Origin of the sequence: Vibrio variabilis (genome assembly GCF_003263785.1) — a bacterium.
In the GTDB taxonomy this organism is placed as follows: Bacteria; Pseudomonadota; Gammaproteobacteria; order Enterobacterales; family Vibrionaceae; genus Vibrio; species Vibrio variabilis.
Window position 1 is genome coordinate 169,285 of record NZ_JYJK01000130.1, and the last position, 19,666, is coordinate 188,950.

Annotated in this window: 13 protein-coding genes and 5 pseudogenes; 5 read left to right on the forward strand and 13 right to left on the reverse strand. The window is 46.8% G+C overall.

The window, feature by feature from the left end:
• Positions 1 to 20: 20 nt before the first annotated feature.
• The 3 genes and pseudogenes from TZ48_RS22125 to rppH form a co-directional block, all read right to left on the reverse strand.
• Complete coding sequence (locus TZ48_RS22125) at positions 21 to 812, reverse strand: sulfite exporter TauE/SafE family protein (protein ID WP_112480771.1); 792 nt, start codon at positions 810 to 812, stop codon at positions 21 to 23.
• A gap of 21 nt (positions 813 to 833) precedes the next feature.
• Positions 834 to 3,083 (reverse strand): phosphoenolpyruvate--protein phosphotransferase, encoded by a 2,250-nt coding sequence (gene ptsP, locus TZ48_RS22130; protein ID WP_112480773.1) that lies wholly within the window; start codon positions 3,081 to 3,083, stop codon positions 834 to 836.
• 2 nt (positions 3,084 to 3,085) lie between these two features.
• A pseudogene (rppH, locus tag TZ48_RS22135) lies at positions 3,086 to 3,603 on the reverse strand (RNA pyrophosphohydrolase).
• Positions 3,604 to 4,226: 623 nt separating this feature from the next.
• Between rppH and mutH the strand changes: the two are divergent.
• Positions 4,227 to 4,891 (forward strand): annotated as a pseudogene (gene mutH, locus TZ48_RS22140) (DNA mismatch repair endonuclease MutH).
• Positions 4,892 to 4,904: 13 nt separating this feature from the next.
• On the opposite strand, the gene TZ48_RS22145 reads toward mutH, so the two are convergent.
• Complete coding sequence (locus tag TZ48_RS22145; protein ID WP_112480774.1) at positions 4,905 to 5,210, reverse strand: DUF6482 family protein; 306 nt, start codon at positions 5,208 to 5,210, stop codon at positions 4,905 to 4,907.
• Positions 5,211 to 5,355: 145 nt separating this feature from the next.
• Between TZ48_RS22145 and TZ48_RS22150 the strand changes: the two are divergent.
• Positions 5,356 to 6,389, forward strand: a pseudogene (locus TZ48_RS22150) (NADP(H)-dependent aldo-keto reductase).
• Positions 6,390 to 6,479: 90 nt separating this feature from the next.
• Here TZ48_RS22150 and TZ48_RS22155 read toward each other — a convergent pair.
• From TZ48_RS22155 to xerD, 8 genes and pseudogenes are all read right to left on the reverse strand, one after another.
• Positions 6,480 to 6,731, reverse strand: a complete 252-nt coding sequence (locus TZ48_RS22155; RefSeq protein ID WP_112480776.1) for a DUF1127 domain-containing protein — start codon at positions 6,729 to 6,731, stop codon at positions 6,480 to 6,482.
• A gap of 108 nt (positions 6,732 to 6,839) precedes the next feature.
• The gene (locus tag TZ48_RS26020) at positions 6,840 to 6,965 is read right to left on the reverse strand and encodes a hypothetical protein (protein WP_275426473.1); all 126 of its coding nucleotides are present in this window, start codon (positions 6,963 to 6,965) and stop codon (positions 6,840 to 6,842) included.
• A 366-nt stretch (positions 6,966 to 7,331) separates the two neighbouring features.
• Positions 7,332 to 8,659: pseudogene (locus tag TZ48_RS22160) on the reverse strand (sigma-54-dependent transcriptional regulator).
• A 220-nt stretch (positions 8,660 to 8,879) separates the two neighbouring features.
• Positions 8,880 to 10,412 carry a lysine--tRNA ligase gene (gene lysS, locus TZ48_RS22165; protein ID WP_112480778.1) on the reverse strand — a complete coding sequence of 511 codons (1,533 nt, stop codon included), beginning with the start codon at positions 10,410 to 10,412 and terminating at the stop codon, positions 8,880 to 8,882.
• A gap of 36 nt (positions 10,413 to 10,448) precedes the next feature.
• Positions 10,449 to 11,547 (reverse strand): peptide chain release factor 2 gene (gene prfB / locus TZ48_RS22170; protein ID WP_112480780.1). Its coding sequence is split into 2 segments (ribosomal slippage): positions 10,449 to 11,471 and positions 11,473 to 11,547, totalling 1,098 coding nucleotides; the frame shifts between segments, so codons are not numbered across the junction.
• A gap of 104 nt (positions 11,548 to 11,651) precedes the next feature.
• Positions 11,652 to 13,390: pseudogene (gene recJ, locus TZ48_RS22175) on the reverse strand (single-stranded-DNA-specific exonuclease RecJ).
• A gap of 38 nt (positions 13,391 to 13,428) precedes the next feature.
• Positions 13,429 to 14,223 carry a bifunctional protein-disulfide isomerase/oxidoreductase DsbC gene (dsbC, locus tag TZ48_RS22180; RefSeq protein WP_112480782.1) on the reverse strand — a complete coding sequence of 265 codons (795 nt, stop codon included), beginning with the start codon at positions 14,221 to 14,223 and terminating at the stop codon, positions 13,429 to 13,431.
• A 5-nt stretch (positions 14,224 to 14,228) separates the two neighbouring features.
• Complete coding sequence (gene xerD, locus TZ48_RS22185) at positions 14,229 to 15,161, reverse strand: site-specific tyrosine recombinase XerD (RefSeq protein ID WP_420822977.1); 933 nt, start codon at positions 15,159 to 15,161, stop codon at positions 14,229 to 14,231.
• A gap of 158 nt (positions 15,162 to 15,319) precedes the next feature.
• Between xerD and fldB the strand changes: the two genes are divergently transcribed.
• The gene (fldB, locus tag TZ48_RS22190) at positions 15,320 to 15,838 is read left to right on the forward strand and encodes a flavodoxin FldB (protein WP_112480783.1); all 519 of its coding nucleotides are present in this window, start codon (positions 15,320 to 15,322) and stop codon (positions 15,836 to 15,838) included.
• A 101-nt stretch (positions 15,839 to 15,939) separates the two neighbouring features.
• Here the strand turns inward: fldB and brnQ are convergent, their stop codons facing one another.
• Positions 15,940 to 17,250, reverse strand: coding sequence for a branched-chain amino acid transport system II carrier protein (gene brnQ, locus TZ48_RS22195; protein ID WP_112480790.1), 1,311 nt, complete (start codon positions 17,248 to 17,250; stop codon positions 15,940 to 15,942).
• A 296-nt stretch (positions 17,251 to 17,546) separates the two neighbouring features.
• On the opposite strand from brnQ, the gene TZ48_RS22200 reads away from it, so the two are divergent.
• Both TZ48_RS22200 and srmB read left to right on the forward strand, forming a co-directional pair.
• Positions 17,547 to 18,269: a tRNA1(Val) (adenine(37)-N6)-methyltransferase gene (locus tag TZ48_RS22200; RefSeq protein ID WP_112480796.1), complete on the forward strand. Its 723-nt coding sequence runs from the start codon at positions 17,547 to 17,549 to the stop codon at positions 18,267 to 18,269.
• 99 nt (positions 18,270 to 18,368) lie between these two features.
• Positions 18,369 to 19,598, forward strand: a complete 1,230-nt coding sequence (srmB, locus tag TZ48_RS22205; RefSeq protein ID WP_112480798.1) for an ATP-dependent RNA helicase SrmB — start codon at positions 18,369 to 18,371, stop codon at positions 19,596 to 19,598.
• The last annotated feature ends 68 nt before the right edge of the window (positions 19,599 to 19,666 follow it).

The window sequence follows — 19,666 nt, forward strand, 5'->3', positions numbered from 1 at the left end:
AAAGTTATTAAATAATGGGGCTAAAACATCATAGAAAATGCCACAAACAATAGAAAGACTGCAAAAATCTTTTTAAGTTTCGGTGTTGGCATCGTCGTCGCCAACTTGGCACCAAATCGCGTCGTCACCATTGAAGTGGCAGCAATCGCAAACAAAGCAGGTAGGTAAACATAACCGATACTGAACTCGGGCAACCCTTCAACCTTTGCACCATGAAACACGAAGCCTAACATGCCTGCCAGTGCAATCACACAACCGCAAACCGAAGAAGAACCCACCGCACGACGCATTTCAACGCCATGTTTACTCAAAAAAGGCACCGACATCGAGCCTCCACCGATGCCCGCAAGACTCGACACCATGCCAATTCCCGCACCGCAACACGTGGTGATCAAAGGAGATGGCAGATTCCGTACCGCTTGAGATTTGATCGATAAGAACATTTGAATCGCTAACATCAACACGATAAAAGCAAATACTTTTGGGAGGTAATGCGAAGGGATCCACTCTGCGATGTAAGAGCCAGCGAATCCGCCGATGACCACGCCCGGCATAAGCCACTTAATCACAAACAAATCAACATTGCCTAGCTTTAGGTGATTTATCGCCGATGAGCCAGAGGCAATAATGATCGAAGCCAACGAGGTCGCCAGCGCGATGTGCATAACAAGCTCACTACCAATGCCAAATTTAGGCAGCAAAAACGCCAGCGCAGGTACAACAATCAGACCGCCACCAATCCCCAGCAAGCCCGACATAGTTCCTACCACGGCACCAAGCAGTAGCAACAGCAATATCAATTCGTAATTCACAACAAGACCAAAATATAAGAGTTAAAATTTACCTGCACGGATAAAGCCTGCAAGACCTTTGGCCTCAAAGAAATCGCGCATTTGATTGTAGATAGTTTTTCCGTAGGGTTGCATCAGCGCTTTGTCAGCAAGTTGCTTAAGCTCATCGAGCGAACTCTGCGCAAGCAAGTACTTCACTTTTGCCACGTTAGAGGTGTTCATACTCAAGGTATCGTAACCTAAGCCAACGAGTAAAAGCGCGCCAATAGGGTCACCTGCCAACTCGCCACAGATACACACCGGCAAGTCATAAGCTCGGCAAGTCGCAAAAATATGCTTCATTGCCGCAAGCACCGAGGGATGCAACGTTTCATAGATGTCGGCCACTTGCGCATTATTGCGGTCAACCGCCAACAAATATTGAGTTAAGTCATTGGTGCCCACGGAAACAAAATCAACTCGCTCAGCCATAAACGGCAAAATATACAGCATCGATGGGACTTCAATCATCACACCGATTTGTGGCTTTTTCACTTCTGGATACGCATCATGCACTTCCTGATAAGCTTGTTCTATCAGGGTGGCCGCGTCATCAAATTCCTGAACCGAAGAGACCATCGGCAGCAAGATGCTCAGATTGTCGATGCCAATACTGGCACGTAGCATCGCACGTAACTGAATCAAAAAGATATCAGGATGATCGAGGGTAAAACGGATCCCACGCCAACCCAAAAATGGATTGTCCTCATCGATGGGCAGATACGGCAATGCTTTATCACCACCAATATCCAGTGTACGCATGACAACTCGCTTATTCGAGTAAGCGCTTAGCACTGAGCGATATTGATGAAGCTGCTCTTCTTCCGATGGAAACTGCTGCTGCAATAAGAATGAAATTTCCGTTCGGTATAAGCCAACACCATCAACGTTTTTGTTGATAGAAATACTGGTATCAGCGCTAAGACCCGCATTGAGCATAACTTGAATACGCTGACCATCTTTAGTGGCGGCTTCAAGATCGGCCGTCGACTCCACCATTTGTGACAGTTCTGACTCTTCACTGACCAGCTCACGGTATTCCAATAACAACTCTTGGCTAGGGTTTGGAAATATTTCACCGCTGTAACCGTCCACAATACCGAGCTTGCCACTAAGCAGCTCCGGATTGGTATTCACCCCCATAACCGCTGGAATACCCATGGCTCTGGACAAAATGGCCGCGTGCGAGTTAGCGGCGCCTTCCAGCGACACAACCGCAAGCAATTGCTCTTTTGGAATAGAGGCTAAAATGGAAGCCGTCAGCTCTCGAACTACTAAAATCACGGGCTCGTTAAACTCGTGAATGGGGTACTCGGTGTCATGAAGGAAGAACAGCAGTCGCTGACCCAGTTCTTTAATGTCTTGCGCCCGCTCACGTAAATACACATCGGACATTTTTGCAAAGCGGTTAGCGTAGCTCTCAACGACTTGGCGTAGCGCCCAATCCGCCTTGTCTCCTTTTTGGATCTGCGCTTTGAGGTCGTTTCTCAGCATCGGATCGTTGAGCAGGTGAGTAAACAGATCAAATATCGCCAGCGCGTCTTTATTGAGCTCCAAATCGAGCTTTTTACGCATGCGCTTAAAGTCCGTCAATGCATGTTCAATCGCAACTGAAAGCATTTCTTGCTCACGCGCCACATCGAGCGTAGACGCAGGAAATACGTCACTGAGATCTGGCTGAGTGTTGTCCCACCAAATTGGGCCGATCGCAACACCAGAAGAGGCGCCAATGCCCTTGATAACAGGTGCGGCATTGTCTTCAAAAAAACCATGCCCCTGGGCAATCGCGTGAGCAATCAATACCGCAATCTGCGCAGACAGTGTGACCAAAAAAGACTCTTCCATTTCACTAAACTGACGGGAGCTTTTTTGCTGCACGACCAACACACCGAGCACTTGCTTACGATGGATAATAGGCGTGCCTAGAAAGGAGTGGTAGACGTCTTCCCCCAGTTCAGGGAAAAACTTAAATGCGGAGTGCTTGGCGGCCTCAGCCAGGTTGATAGGCTCGGCGGTACGCTTAACTAAGCCGACCAAACCTTCATTGAAGCCTATATGAATCGTATCACCTTGAAAGGTAAGCCCTTGGGTCGCCATGAGCTCAAGGCGCTGCTTATCGTCGTTGGCAAGATAAATGGTGCAGCACTCGGTGTTCATCGCTGAACACGTTTGCTGCACTAACATCTCGAGGGCTGCATGCACGTCTTCTACTTTTGAGACGTGCTCAACTATATCCCTTAGTTGCGATAGCATACTTACCCTCTTCGATGCTTTCTTTTGCCTTTAAATTTTCGTTCTTTAAACGGCATTGCTAGCGACGCAAACTCTTTCATCGCACGGCGGTAGACATCACGCTTGAACGAAACCACTTGTCTAACTGGGTACCAGTAACTTACCCAACGCCAACCATCAAACTCAGGGGTATTACCGCGCTGCATATTGATCTTGGACTCATCGCAGTCCAAGCGCAGTAAAAACCATTTCTGTTTTTGCCCGATACAGACTGGTTTCGAATCCCAGCGCACCAAACGCTTAGGTAACTTATATCTTAGCCAGTGGCGACTGACCGCAACGACTTTAACATCGTTTTTAGTCAATCCCACCTCTTCGTACAGTTCTCGATACATGGCTTCTTCGGCGGATTCACCTTCGTCAATACCGCCCTGAGGAAATTGCATGAGTGTTGTCCGTATCGTTTAGCCCAGAAGACCTGACCATGGTTGTTACAGATTACAATACCAACATTAAGTCGGTAACCATCGCCATCTATCACTGGCCAACCTCAATTAAATTTTCATTACCTTGATTTTTCCACATATCCCCAACTTGAGCAAACTTATGGATGTGTAAATTTGAACAATTACCACTTCTTTGTCGCTCACTGGATAAGATTCGAACAACACCGTAGTTATCAACACTACAATGAGACATAGGCCACATTTATTCACCTTTTCTGTGAATAACTGTGTGCAGAATCGTTGATCTCTCGGAAAAATCGTAGAAAAACCAGAACCTACTAAACTGTACCCAAAATATAGGATGAAAATAAAAACCTAATAAACAGACACTTAAACACACAATCGTCATATCTCATTCGTAGTTCTTATGATTATGATTTGCCACCACTCAGATCGGTCAAAGATCCACCACAGAGTAGTTTATCCACATTAGGTTTGCCAATTTTCATACAAAGCCCGATATTTCAAGCAGTTTGTCGGGGTAAATATACTGATTATTTATCCATGCATTCATTTTTAGTGTCATTTAGGCGTCATTGTTGTGGATAACTATTTAATAGATCAAGTTTTCAGCGAAGTGATCCTTTTTTGTACAGAGATAGAACTCGTACTCATGTTAAACTAGCGGCGGTTAGAAAAAACAGCGACATTAACACCGATGAACACAGCACCAAAATCCGAAGCCGAACTGTTAAAACGCGCCCGTCAAATCGCTGGTATGAGCTTTGGCGATCTTGCCAAACAAGCCAACATGCGTGTACCTGATAATCTCAAGCGGGATAAAGGTTGGGTTGGTCAGTTGCTGGAATGGCACCTCGGTGCAACGGCGGGTAGCAAGCCTGTACAGGATTTTCCTGAAATTGGTGTCGAGCTAAAAAGCATCCCAATTGGCTACAATGGCAAACCACTAGAGTCGACCTTCGTTTGTGTCGCCCCATTAACAGGGATCACTGGGTTAACTTGGGAAACCAGTCATATCCGCAACAAACTGTCGCGAGTCCTTTGGCTACCTGTAGAGGGTGAGCGTGAAATCCCTGTCGCAGAGAGGCGTGTGGGATCACCGCTTATCTGGAGTCCATCGTTGCAAGAAGAGACTTTACTCAAAAACGACTGGGAAGAGCTTATGGATTTGATTGCACTCGGTGATGTTAATCAAATTACCGCCAGAAGCGGTGAAGTGCTGCAAATAAGGCCAAAAGCGGCCAACAGCCGAGCGAAGACGGAAGCGTATGGCACCAATGGACAACCAATAAAGACCCTGCCCGAGGCTTTTACCTCAGAGCGAGCTTTACAGGTTATATCTTAGAAACCTACTTTGCCTGATTTAGCCTAATGCTTAGTGCAAGTTGAGTTCAATATCGCAGTAGCGATTCATCTCTGCGCTGCCGCACTCATCATATGCGTTGTGAAGCCTCAGATAGGCCTTCTCCACACCGAGACGTGTCAGTGCTTCTTTTACAGAATCTAATGACTCGTAATGAATAGGCTCATCATCTTGTTTAATGGGTTCGAGTTTGTGCTTGTATTCCACTGCAAGTAAATAGTGTGAAATATCAGCACAACCGATCACAAACACCTTAGGTGGTTTATAACTCTCTTTGTGATGTCCGTGTATCCAACGATCGAGCTGATGTTTTTGCATAGTCCACCTCCTTTGCTTTTGTGGATAATGCGTGACTTATCACTATCAGTTTAGCCAAAGCGCAGCCAGTTGCGCATAAAATGAGCAGATCTTTTATAAAAACGGGGTATAGTGGAATCAAATAACAACAAGCAAGGATGGCTCGATGAAATACCACAAGCTCCCTCACTCTTCGCTCGAAGTCAGTAAAATCTGTTTGGGAACCATGACATTCGGTGAGCAAAACACCAAGCAAGAAGCCTTTGAACAACTTGATTATGCCGTTGAACGCGGGATCAACTTCATCGATACTGCTGAGATGTACCCAGTTCCGCCCAAACAAAACACGCAAGGGTTAACTGAGTCTTATATCGGTGACTGGCTATCGCATTCTGATAAAAGACAAAAAGTCGTGTTGGCAACCAAGGTCGCAGGCCCGCGCAACGTCCCTTACATTCGCGAAAATATGAGCCTAGATCGCCGCAACATCCATCAAGCGCTTGATGACAGCCTCACTCGATTAAAAACCGACTATATCGATCTTTATCAGCTTCATTGGCCTCAGCGTAAAACCAACTGTTTCGGCCAGCTCAATTACCCTTATCCTGACGACAATGAAGAAGTCACCTTGATTGAAACGCTCGAAGCACTCAACGAGCTGATTAAGGTAGGGAAAATTCGCTACATTGGCGTATCGAACGAAACACCATGGGGCGTAATGACATTGCTCAAGTTAGCGGAAAAGCACGACCTGCCAAGAATCGTTTCCATTCAAAACCCGTACAACCTGCTTAATCGAAGTTTTGAAGTGGGACTGTCGGAAATCAGTCATCATGAAGGGGTTGAGCTACTCGCCTACTCGCCATTAGCCTTCGGCTGCTTGAGCGGTAAATACCTCAATGGACAGAGACCAGAAGGCGCACGTTGTAGCCTATTTGAACGCTTTGTTCGCTACTTCACGCCTCAGGGTATCGAAGCGACTCAAGCCTATGTGGATCTTGCCCATAAACACGGTCTAGATCCATCACAAATGGCGCTGGCATTTGTGAATCAACGTCCTTTTGTCGCCTCCAATATTATTGGTGCCACCAACCTCGACCAACTGAAAAGTAATATCGATAGTATTGACATTACCTTGTCCGATGAACTGTTAGAAGAGCTACAAATAATAGGGCAAGGTATTCAAACCCTTGCCCCTAATCTTACTTTTTACTGTGTGCGAGGAATGGAAATATGATCCAACCTCGCTATCTCGAGTCATCGGCGGGCAGTGACACTGCCCGCCTTGAGTTACGTAGCTAATCTTGACTGCAACTCTCGACGCAGGTGACGAGCTTTACGCTTAGCGACAACTTGAGGAGCAGCAACATGACCAAGTGGACGACCCTCTTTGTCTAGGCCGATGTCTCTTAGCAGGTGTTCGCTGTGAAGTGGTAGTTGATACGCATTGCGACGGTAGCGTCTTTTCCACTCACGCTCTTCTTTTTGAATGTCTGCTTTGATTAGCCAAGTTGCGATAGTTAGATATACAGAAGTACGCATAATAATCTCCAGATTAAGAAATAAAGAGGAGAGAAATAGCGGTCTAGGAAAGATATAAAAACCCTTATGTGACTGCTATTTCCGCAGCCTCATAAGGTTACGGATTAATTAAGCTTGTGCTGAATTTGCTACCGGTTTATCGGCGACGGTGGCGGTCAAAACTAGACCACACATATGATCAGCATCAGTACGGCGAACAGCACGAGCGTTGATAAAAGAAATACGATTCATCATTTTCTGTGCCTCCATACTAACTTGATTAATCCTGAAATTTGGGTAAGTGAGCGTCTCGCTCACGGTTAATTCTTATGCAGTTCGTTTATTAAATCAACAAAACATATACAAAAAAGTGAAAAACAAATGAATACTCTAGTGATGATGATCACGAGTGTTTTAGTGCCGAATATTTAGTCAATCACCCACCAAAGTACGGTGATTTATTTTATTTAAGCAAAATACAACCTGATATTATTTCAAGCTCAATTAGTGCGAGCTGCATCAATCTTACATGTAATTGCAATGCAACCCCCTAAAAACGGTACCTATTCAACCAAAAAAGGTGCCGAAGCACCTTTTGTTGTTCAAAGTCCAGCCCTTGAGCTACATCGTCTCTTCTGTGATCAAGTTGTGCTTATTCAATAAGCGGTACATGGTCGCACGTGAAATACCTAGCTCTTTCGCTGCTTGCGTTACCTGCCCGTTGTGACTATCGAGCACCAAAATAAGCGCATCACGCTCTGAGCGTTCACGAATACTCTTCAGGCTACGTTTGCCTGAAAAGGTGCCCGGTAGCTCAAAATGTTTTTTCGCTAATACCTCTTCTTCGGTCATTAATACTGCGCGCTTTACCTGATTCATTAGCTCTTTCACGTTTCCAGGCCAATGATAATAAGTCAGTGACTTAATTGCATCGTCGTCAATGGACTTCACAGGCGAATTAAATTCTTTAGAAAATTGGTTTATGTAATGAGTGACCAATAGCGCAATATCTGTCGCACGCTCTTTAAGGCTAGGGACATTAATTCTTAGCACATTAATGCAGTGAAAGAGCTCCTCATTAAAGGTACCGTCGCCCAAGGCTTTCTCAATATCTGAAGAATCCGCCGCTAAAATACGCACATCAAATTCTTTGATGCCTTTAGCGGTTTCAATTTGTCCATCTTGATAGAACTTCAATAAGTTCAGTTGCTGCTTGGGTGGCAGGGTAAATATATCGTTGAGGACAATGGTGCCGCCTGATGCTTGATCCAGCAATGAACTCTGGGAAGCGTCATGCATACCAAAAAACTCGTTTTCGAACCGAGCATCCGAGAACGCACGACAATTGACAGCAATGAACGGTTTTTGCGAGCGAGCTGAGCAGCGATGAATCGCTTTGGCGACCGACTCCTTACCCGCTCCAACCTCACCGTGGATCATAATACTCACGTCTGTTGGACCAATACGACGAATTTGGTCACGTAGTCGTCTAATGGGCAACGATTGCCCGACTATGCCTAGATCATTGTCGTTACCATTGTGCGGCCAAACTTTTTGCTCCAATTTGAGCATGCCAAGCTGGTGACCTATGGTACTCATCAGCCTTGAGTCTGGAATTGGTGTAGTGAAGAAATCGATACAGAAGTTGACGATAAATTGGCAAATAGTATCGGAGCTGAGCTGCGATTCTCGAATAAAAGCAATCCAACGCACTTGCTTATGCGTGCTAACAAGCTTCGCAATGCCATTTAAACTAAAATCGTCCCTTGTGAGATCGACAATACCAATACATGGTCCAATCTCAGAAAATAGCGCATCGGCTTTGCGAAGATCAGAACATTGCGTGCAGCGCCAACCTGCTTGCTCCAGAACAGACAGCCAAGGCTCGTAAACTCCCCCACCACGACTAAAGAGCCGGGGATTGAATCCATCCGAAATTCGGTTCCCATTACATCATTCCTATTATTATTTTAGATTCAACAGATTAATTCTATGCAAATAAACCTATCTATCAAACACACAAATCGCGTTTAAAACGTACAGAGGTGTCTCATAAATAAGACTAGTGCACGATTTATGACTTTTCTATAAACATTCAAGGAAATTTGGCATGAAAAAAAGCCTCTCCGAAGAGAGGCTTTGTAGGAAATCATAACCTTAGCAGAGAACTTACTGCTGAGGACGCATCGCTGGGAAGAGGATAACGTCGCGAATGGTGTGCGTATTAGTAAATAGCATCGCTAGACGATCGATACCAATACCTTGACCCGCTGTTGGCGGTAGGCCGTGCTCTAGTGCAGTAATGTAGTCGGCATCGTAGTACATCGCTTCATCATCACCCGCATCTTTCGCATCCATCTGTGCTTTGAAGCGTGCGTCTTGGTCTTCTGCATCGTTAAGCTCAGAGAAGCCGTTCGCCACTTCACGACCACCAATGAAGAACTCAAAGCGATCAGTGAAGAATGGGTTGTCATCGCTGCGACGCGCCAGTGGAGAGATATCTGCTGGGTAGCCAGTGATGAACGTTGGCTGGATGAGCTGAGGCTCAGCCGTCTCACCAAAGATCTCTTCAAGAAGCTGACCACATGTCCAGAACGTCTCAACCTCAACGTGTACAGATTTCGCAATTGCAACCATCTTGTCACGGTTAGTGAGGTCTTCTTCTGTTAGCGCTTGGATTTCAGCGTGATCAGGGTTGTAGTGTTTGATCGCTTCAAACATACTCATGCGAGCGTATGTGCCACCAAACTCAACCATTTCATCGCCGTAAGGCATTGACGTTGAACCTAGAACATCCATCGCTACCGTGCTTAGCATCTCTTCAGTGAGATCCATCAGATCTTTGTAGTCCGCGTACGCTTGGTAGAATTCCATCATTGTGAATTCTGGGTTGTGACGTGGCGATAGACCTTCGTTACGGAAGTTACGGTTAATCTCGAATACGCGATCAAAGCCACCTACCACTAGACGTTTTAGGTAAAGCTCTGGTGCAACGCGTAGGTACATGTCGATATCAAGCGCGTTGTGGTGCGTGATAAATGGACGCGCAGTCGCACCGCCAGGAATTACGTGCATCATTGGCGTTTCAACTTCTAGGTAGCCTTTCGAGCTCATGAAGTTACGAATTGCCGATACTAGCTTAGAGCGAATGATGAACGCGTGACGAGAGTCTTCGTTAACGATTAGGTCAACGTAACGCTGACGGTAACGCATCTCTTGGTCAGTGAGACCATGGAACTTCTCTGGTAGTGGACGAAGTGCTTTGGTTAGCAACTCGTACTCTTCCATATTCACGTAAAGATCGCCTTTACCAGACTTGTGCAGTGCACCTTTCACACCGATGATGTCACCGATATCAAGGCCTTGGTATTTCTCTTTTAGCTCTTTTTGAACATCTTTTGCGGCGTATGCTTGGATACGACCTGACGTTTCTTGAATCGCTAGGAATGGACCACGCTTAGCCATAACACGGCCTGCAATTGCCACTACGTGGTTTAGCTCTTCTAGTTCTTCTTTCGTCTTCTCACCAAATTCCGCTTGAAGGTCGCCCGCTAAGTGCTCACGACGGAAATCATTTGGGTGGCCGTTCGCTTTGCAGCTTTTACGGATATGATCCAGTTTTGCGCGGCGCTCAGCGATTAGCTTATTTTCTTCAGGTGAATAGGCTTCTTGTGCGTTTTCGTTTTGAACAGCATCAGTCATTTTTCGATGTATCCTGTTTTAAAAGTGGTGAAAAGCTTACAGGCCTGATTTTAGGCTAGCTTCGATAAATTTGTCCAAGTCGCCATCAAGAACCGCTTGAGTGTTGCGGTTTTCAATGCCAGTACGCAAGTCTTTAATGCGTGAATCATCAAGTACGTAAGAGCGAATTTGGCTGCCCCAACCGATGTCAGATTTCGCATCTTCGTTCGCTTGCTTCTCTGCATTTTGCTTTTGCAGTTCATGCTCGAACAGTTTTGCACGCAGCTGTTTCATCGCTTGGTCTTTGTTTTTATGCTGAGAACGATCGTTCTGGCACTGAACCACGATGTTCGTTGGAACGTGAGTAATACGAACCGCAGATTCCGTGGTGTTAACGTGCTGACCACCCGCACCAGATGCGCGGTAAACGTCGATACGAAGATCAGACGGGTTGATCTCGATATCAATGTTGTCATCAATCTCTGGATACACAAACGCAGACGCAAATGAAGTGTGACGACGGCCGCTTGAGTCAAATGGTGACTTACGAACTAGACGGTGAACACCTGTCTCTGTACGCAGCCAACCATAAGCATACTCGCCCGATACCTTCACAGTCGCGCCTTTAAGGCCTGCCACTTCACCTTCTGATACTTCGATGATTTCTGTCTTGAAGCCTTTCGCTTCAGCCCAACGAAGATACATACGTAGCATCATGTTAGTCCAGTCTTGCGCTTCGGTACCACCAGAGCCCGATTGCAAGTCGATGTAGCAATCTGACGCATCGTGATCACCGGCGAACATACGGCGGAACTCAAGCTTCTCTAGCTTGGCTTCCAGTTCAGCAAGTTCTGGTTCAATTTCATCGAAGGTTTCTTGGTCTTCTTCTTCAACCGCAAGCTCAAGAAGACCGTCTACGTCTTCTACACCTTGGTCAAGAAGATCAATGGTTTCAACAACCGCTTCCAGTGAGGCACGTTCTTTACCGAGTGCTTGCGCACGCTCAGGCTCGTTCCATACATTCGGTTGTTCAAGTTCTGCGTTGACTTCTTCTAGACGCTCTTTCTTAGCGTCATAGTCAAAGATACCCCCTCAGGATATTTGTGCGTTCAGACACATCCTGTAGGCGGTTTTTGATAGGATTGATTTCAAACATATTTGCTCAGCATTTATGAGTAGAATTTAACCGCAGAATTCTACTCAAAAATGTGACGAAGATACAGGAAAATATCGATTTTCCTTGACCGAAATATTAAGCCCCTAGCGAGGCTCAATATGGTCGACCATCAGTTGCAGCGACTGGTTTCCACGAAACTCGTTAATATCCAGTTTGTAAGCGAGAGTGACCGTTTTCACCGAGGCATCTGGCCAGCGGCGCAGATCCACGTTAAAGGCGATCGCATCCAGCATAATGTTGGTGCCAAACCCTTTGTGCATCGGCTCAACCATCAGCTTGAGGTGTTTTTCACCCACCAACTTTTGATGCAGCACTTTAAACTCACCATCAAACACAGGATCGGGGAACGCTTGCCCCCAAGGACCTCCAGCACGGATCTGCTCTGCTGTATGCATGGAAAACTCTTCCGGCATTAACTCGCCATCTGACAAGATAATCCCTTTTAGCGCGGTATCACCTAGCTCTTCACGCACCACCTCATCAAACAGCTTACTAAAGCGCTCAAAGTCTTTTTCCATAATAGTAAGACCGGCTGCCATCGCGTGACCACCAAACTTCAAAATCAACCCCGGGTTCTGGGTATCAATACGGTCAAGGGCATCGCGCATATGCAGGCCTTGGATAGAGCGACAAGAGCCTTTGATCGTCCCTTCACCACCATCGGCAAACGCAATCACCGGACGGTGGAATTTGTCTTTGATACGCGAGGCCAAAATACCAATCACACCTTGGTGCCAGTCACGCTGGAACAGCGCTAGACCATAGGGCAGCGCCGCCTTATCGCTAATTTGCAAGCGCTCACAAAATGCCAATGCCTCTTGCTTCATGCCTTCTTCGATGTCTTTACGTGTCTGGTTAAGTCCATCAAGCTCACTGGCCATACGACGAGCAGCGTGGATGTTATCCGACATTAAAAGCTCAACACCGAACGACATATCATCCAAACGACCTGCCGCATTGATTCTTGGACCCAGTGCAAAGCCAAAATCGGATGCCACCAGCTTTCTTGCATCGCGCTTAGCGATTTCAATCAAAGCTTGAATGCCGGGTCTGGCTTTGCCTGCTCGAATTCGCTGTAAGCCTTGGTGCACTAATATGCGGTTGTTCTCATCCAAAGCCACCACATCGGCAACGGTACCGAGCGCCACCAAATCAATCAGCTCCATCAGTTTTGGCTCAGCCATACCTTGCTCGGCGAACCAATTGCGCTTTCTCATATAAACGCAAAGTGCCATCATCAGATAAAATGCAACGCCAACACCGGCAAGTGCTTTCGATGGAAACCCACACTCGTTGAGATTGGGGTTGACCATGGCATCCACATTCGGCAGCTCAGAACCTGGTAAGTGGTGGTCAGTCACCAACACCTTGATGTTATTGTCTTTGGCGTACTGCACCCCGGAAATCGAAGAGACACCATTATCAACGGTCATGATGACTTCAGCGCCAATCTCGATAGCTTGATCAACCACCTCAGGCTTAGGCCATAGCCATCTTCAAAACGGTTAGGCACTAAATAGTCCACATTGCGGCTGCCTAGCATTCGAAGAGCCAACACAGAAAGCGCAGAACTCGTTGCACCATCAGCATCAAAGTCACCGACGACAATAATGCGTTTTTGCTGCTCAATCGCCTCAAACAGCAGCTCAACAGCGGCGTCAATGCCTGCTAGCTGTTGGTAGGAGTGCAGCCCTTTGGCCGCTTTTTCCAATTGAGCAACATCACTGACGCCACGGCTGATGTACAGACGGCGTAGCAAAGCAGGAATAGAGTCAGGAAGTATCGAAATATCGACATCAGGACGGCGTTGGATTTCTATCATAAAGTGCAATGGGCCTTAAAAGGCCCCAATCCTAATCGTTATTGAATTTGTTGAAGACGCTTTAGAAGATCAGCAGGAGGAAGGTAGCCACCGACCATTTCACCATTTGGTAGGAAGATTGCTGGCGTGCCACTGATACCTAGCTCGCGTCCAAGCTCGTAGTGTTTAGCTACGGTCTCTTGGCACTGCTTCAGATCACCATCAAACACCGCTTCTTTGCGGTTAACTTTCGCATCGTGCATCGCGTCTGCTGGATTTTCTGAACACCAGATTTTCGCCATTTGATCAGCCACCGAGCCTGTCGCGCCTTGTCGTGGGTAAGCAAGGTAGCGCACCGTAATTCCAAGGTCGTTGTATTGTTCCATTTGGCTGTGCAGTCTCACGCAGTAGCCACACGTAATATCAGTGAATACCGTCACTACGTACTTCTCGTCTTTTGCTTTGTATTCGATGACTGTGTCAGCAAAAGAGGCAATTTTTTCCGCATTGATTGGCGCTTGGCGCTCAGCAATCACGTCTTTGTAATTGCCGTCAGCATCAATCGAGTACAAGGTACCAGCAATAAAATGATCACCAGATGGTGATGCGAACAAGATACCGCCAGGAGTACGAACTTCTACCAGACCCGCAATATCTGAAGCCACGACTTCTGATACCTCAATGCCGATTTTGGCAAATCGTTCACGGATGGCCGCTTCGTCTGCTGTGCTGCTTACCGCCGCCGCTTCAACGACAGGTGCTGGTGTTACTTGGCTTGGTTGAGATTCTTCTGCACCGCAAGCCGTCACGAAAAATGGCAGAGAAAGTAGAGTTAAGCGGCGTAATACGCTCATTAAAATCACCTTTGTATAGAAAACGTTAAATTAAGCCTTGGATGATGCTGGCTATGAATGTTCTTCAATCGTTCAGTTGCTACGTGAGTATAAATTTGTGTCGTGGATAAGTCACTATGCCCTAGCAACATCTGTACGACACGCAGGTCTGCACCATAGTTCAATAGGTGCGTCGCAAAAGCGTGTCTTAATACGTGTGGCGACAATAACTCGGTATCGATATCAGCCAACACAGCATAGAACTTAATACGGTGCCAAAAGGTTTGTCGAGTCATCTGCTTGGCGCGTTTACTTGGAAACACAACATCTGAGGTTTTCTCACCAAGCAGCTGCGGGCGACCTTTATCGATAAACTCAGAGATCCAATCAATGGCGTTCTCGCCCATAGGCACTAAGCGCTCTTTGTTGCCTTTACCAACAACGCGCACCACGCCCTGTCTGAGGCTAATGTTTTCCATCGTCAGGCTCACAAGCTCTGTAACACGAAGGCCTGTAGCGTAAAGAAGTTCTAGCATCGCTTTGTCGCGAAGCTCTATTGGATCGTTCGGATCGGGCGCATCAAGGAGCGCCGTCACTTGATCTTCGGTTAAATCTTTCGGTAGTCGCTTGGGAAGTTTGGGGCTCACCAATAGTGCAGTCGGATCATCCGAGCGCAGTTTTTCTCGGTGCAGATATTGGAACAATCGACGGATCGCAGACAGCATTCTCGCTCTGGAGCTATGCTGGTAGTTTTGATCCGCCAACCAGCTTTGATACTCCTGCAAGCCCGCTAAACTAATAAAATCCAGTTTATAGTTGTGCTCATGCATCCATTTCAACAACTTCACCAAATCATTTCGATAAGACGCCAAGGTGTTTTCTGACAACCCTCGCTCCATCCACATGGAGTCGAGAAATTGCTCCACTAAGCCCTGATCTTGGATATTGACGTCGCTCACGACTACCTCTTGGATGTTTATACAGTACTTTGAACAGAGTAAGCGAGAAAAAACCAGATTGCCATAAAAAACCACCACCTAGCGAATAAGCGCTGCAAAGATGGTCGAATTCAGAGTAGAATCTTGGCCAATCATCACAACCAAGATACAGTGAAGTTATGAAAATAGGCTTATTTTACGGCTCGTCCACCTGCTACACCGAGATGGCTGCAGAGAAAATCCGCGACATCATCGGCCCTGATATCGTCGACATCTTCAACGTAAAAGAGACACCTATTACCAAGATGAGCGAATACGACCTGCTCATCTTAGGCATTTCCACTTGGGATTTTGGTGAACTCCAGGAAGACTGGGGCGCAATTTGGGATCAAATCTCCGGTGTATCACTTAATGATAAAGTCGTCGCTCTGTTCGGGTTAGGCGATCAGGAAGGCTATGGCGAATGGTATCTCGATGCCATGGGCATGCTACACGACGAGCTTAAACCAACCGGCGCGCAATTCATTGGGTACTGGAATAACCAAGGCTACGAATTTGAAGCGTCAAAAGCACTCACCGAAGATGGCAGTCAGTTTGTCGGTCTTGCTTTGGATGAAGACTCTCAATACGAGCTCAGCGACGAGCGCATTGCAAGCTGGGTTGAGCAGATCCTTGTTGAGTATCAGCAAACGCTTTGATGCTGACAAAGAAAAAATACCTAAACAAACGGCGCCTATCAAGCGCCGTTTTTCGTTTTTTTGCAGTCTTACTGGCAGACTTTTTCTATTAGCATGCTCTACTAGGCAGCTTCTTGCTCTAGACTTTGGTCACTTCGACCAATAAAGCACATGCAAACAATTGCACCAAATGTAGGCATTACCCAACCCATGCCCACACTAAACAGTGGCAATGCGTTGAATGCAGACACATCAATACCCGCTACTTTCGCAGCATCGATCATGGCAAATGCCAGTGATACTAAGATAACCACGCGGTAAGCAAGTTTCGGGTTCGCTAGGTACTTGCGAGTAAATGTCAAAGCGACTAGCGCAATCGCTACTGGGTATAGTGCAAACAGTACCGGAACCGATAGTGAGATAAGCTGTGCCAAACCAACGTTTGCTACAACAGCACATGCCACACCAATGATCACAACCCACTTCTGGTAGCTGATAGATGTGAGTGAGCTGAAGTAATCAGAACACGCTGAGATCAGACCGATCGCCGTCGTCAAACACGCGAGCAATACAATCACAGAAAGTACGATTTGCCCGTATGGACCAAACAAGGCTTGTACGTATTGGCTTAAGATAGCACCGCCGTTGTCAGCACCTGCTGCAACCGTCGCGCTTGTCGCACCTAGGTAGAACAGTGAGATGTAGACAAATGCAAGACCTGCTGCTGCAATGAATGCCGCGCTAATTAGGTACTTAGTCGTTGCTGCTTGCTCAGTGATGCCTTTCTTACGCAGTGCATCCACAATCAACATACCAAACATCAAAGAGCCGAAGGTGTCCATGGTGTTGTAACCTTCAAGGAAGCCTTTGGTCAGAGGCTGACTTAGGTACTCTCCAACTGGAGTAATCATCTCACCTTGTGGGTCAATGAATACCGCACCAGCAAGAACAATGAGGCCAACAAACAGAACAGGCGTAAGCACCTTGCCGATCACATCAATCAGTTTGCCTTGCGACCAAGCAAATGACATAGCAACAGCAAAAAACAGGATTGAGAAAATCGTTAGGTGGACTTGGGCGGCGTCAGCGAAGAATGGGCGAATCGCCATTTCATAGGCGACTAGACCGGTACGAGGCGCAGCGAATGCAGGGCCGATAATAATAAAGATCAGTACCGCAATCAGCGTCGCCGCTTTCTTTGGCAAATCTTTTGTCAGGTGCTCCCAAGAGCCTCCTGCCACTGCAACAGCAATAATGGTAATAAGAGGAAGACCTACTGCAGTGAGAAGAAAACCAGTCATTGCTGGGAGCAAGTTCTCACCCGCTAATTGACCCGCTAGTGGTGGAAAGATGATGTTGCCAGCACCAAGGAAAAACGCAAACAGCATAAAGCCGACTGCTATAATATCTGTTGTTTTTAACGTCTGTTTCACAGATATGCCCTTACTTGTTATGTTGTGTTTCTGTAGAAGGAATCTTGGTTCCCTCGTAAAATAAGGCGGGCATGATGACGAATCACTAGTCAATAAGCAATAGATATAGATATAAACACTATATAAATTTGTTTAATTGAATTAAAAGCAGTTTGAATAACTAGACTGACAAATAAAAGCGGAATTTTATCTCGATCATTTTCTTACACACATCGCTTACATGCAGAACATATCACTACTCAAAAATTTAACACTAGTACCTATCACTAAAAAGCAAACGATTAACAAGATAACTTATGACTAGTAGCACATCAAAAACGAAAGGCTTTCAATTCAAACAGTTCGCCATTCTCGATGGTCACTCAGGGATGCCTGTCAGCACCGATGGCGTACTTCTGGGTGCGTGGGCACAATATTCCAGCGCCGAGCGACTGCTCGATATCGGTACTGGTACAGGCCTTCTAGCCTTGATGAGTGCGCAGCGCTTTCAAACTGCCGCGATAACAGCGATCGATATCGACAGCACGGCGATTAATGACGCCAAACGCAACTTTGCGGAAACTGGATGGAGTGAGCGTCTAACTCTGCTTCAAGGAGATATATTAAAGCAGAGCTTTAGCGAGCGCTTTACTGGGATCATTTGCAACCCACCCTACTTCAATAGCGGTGAAGTCGCGCACAATGCTCAGCGAGCGACCGCCAGACACACCCATACCCTAGCTCATGAGCAATTACTAGAACGCTGCCAAACCTTGCTTACAGAAGAGGGGCAAGCCAGCTTTGTCCTACCAACACCAGAAGGTGAGCAGTTCATCGCAATGGCTAAGCAACAGGGTTGGCATTTAACACGTCTATGTCGAGTGCAAACTACCCCTAAAAAGCCTTGTCACCGTCTGCTGTTCACCTTAAGTAAAGTATTTGAAGCGTGTAGAGAGGAGCATTTGGTTATCCATGGTGACGCCGGTGGATATTCTGCGGACTTTATTACTCTAACTAAAGACTTTTACCTTAAAATGTAAGTGCGCCGCGCGTTCGTTTGAGTATAATAGCCGCCCTACTTTTTCCCTGTTTGATGTTTTTTTGTTCAGGGTTAACCTACGTCTTGTGGAGACACTATAGTGATCAGAACCTTTGCCGAACTCGATCTAGATCCGGTCCTTTTAGAAGCGATTGAAGAAATGGGCTTTAGCCGCCCAACTGATATCCAGGCTCAGGCTATTCCACAAGCATTGGATGCAAGGGATATTCTTGCCTCGGCACCAACAGGAACAGGTAAAACCGCGTCTTTTGCCATCCCAGCCATTCAGTACTTGCTCGACTTCCCTCGCAAGAAGGCAGGGCCAGCACGCATTTTGATCCTAACGCCAACTCGTGAGCTGGCAATGCAAGTAGCAGAGCAAGCAACGGCACTCGCGAAGTACACTCGTCTTAAAGTCGCGACCATTACCGGTGGTGTCACCTATGACTCACACGCTGCCACACTGGCAGAGACTCAAGATATCGTGGTAGCAACGCCAGGCCGTTTGATGGAATACATCGAAGCAGAGCGCTTTGACTGCCGTGCTATCGAATGGTTAGTACTGGATGAAGCAGACCGCATGTTGGATTTGGGCTTTGGTCCAACGGTTGACCGCCTATCAGCAGAGTGTCGCTGGCGTAAGCAAACGCTGCTGTTCTCTGCAACGCTTGAAGGTCGTGGTGTAGAAGGTTTCACTGCCGATCTTTTGAAAAATCCAGCAGAACTCGAAGCACAGCCATCAACACGCGAGCGCAAAAAGATCACCCAGTGGTATCACCGCGCCGATGATGCGAGCCACAAACTGAACTTGCTAAAACACATCCTAACCGAGCAAGCTCAGCGTACTATCGTATTCGTAAAGACGCGCGAACGGCTAGGCGAGCTTCGTCAGCAGTTAGATAGCGCGCAGATCCCATGCTCGTGGATCCAAGGTGAAATGCTACAAGATCGTCGTAACAACGCGATCAGCCGCTTCCGTGATGGCCAAGTGAATGTCCTGCTCGCGACCGATATCGCCGCACGTGGTATCGATTTGCCAGATGTCTCTCACGTCATCAACTACGACATGCCACGCAGTGCCGACGTCTACCTGCACCGCATCGGTCGTACTGCTCGCGCAGGTAAAAAAGGCATCGCTATCTCTATTGTAGAAGCACACGATCAACCAATGATGGATCGCGTCGCTCGCTACACCAAAGAGACCATCAAAGAGCGCTTCATCGACGGCATGCGTCCAACGCACAAAAAGCCAGTCTTCAAGAAGAAAAAGCCAAAGAAAGACGACAAGAAAAAAGCGGTGAAGAAAAAGAAAAGCGCTAAGAAGAAATAAACGCGAACATCAAATAATAGAAAAGGGTGTCAGACTTGGTCTGACACCCTTTTTGATCACTTTCGATA

Bases quoted from the DNA above. Each gene is read 5' to 3' on its own strand.
- ptsP (WP_112480773.1), bottom strand. From the start codon at position 3,083: ATGCTATCGCAACTAAGGGATATAGTTGAGCACGTCTCAAAAGTAGAA.
- TZ48_RS22145 (WP_112480774.1), bottom strand. From the start codon at position 5,210: ATGCAAAAACATCAGCTCGATCGTTGGATACACGGACATCACAAAGAG.
- TZ48_RS22155 (WP_112480776.1), bottom strand. From the start codon at position 6,731: ATGCGTACTTCTGTATATCTAACTATCGCAACTTGGCTAATCAAAGCA.
- TZ48_RS26020 (WP_275426473.1), bottom strand. From the start codon at position 6,965: ATGATGAATCGTATTTCTTTTATCAACGCTCGTGCTGTTCGCCGTACT.
- lysS (WP_112480778.1), bottom strand. From the start codon at position 10,412: ATGACTGATGCTGTTCAAAACGAAAACGCACAAGAAGCCTATTCACCT.
- dsbC (WP_112480782.1), bottom strand. From the start codon at position 14,223: ATGAGCGTATTACGCCGCTTAACTCTACTTTCTCTGCCATTTTTCGTG.
- fldB (WP_112480783.1), top strand. From the start codon at position 15,320: ATGAAAATAGGCTTATTTTACGGCTCGTCCACCTGCTACACCGAGATG.
- TZ48_RS22200 (WP_112480796.1), top strand. From the start codon at position 17,547: ATGACTAGTAGCACATCAAAAACGAAAGGCTTTCAATTCAAACAGTTC.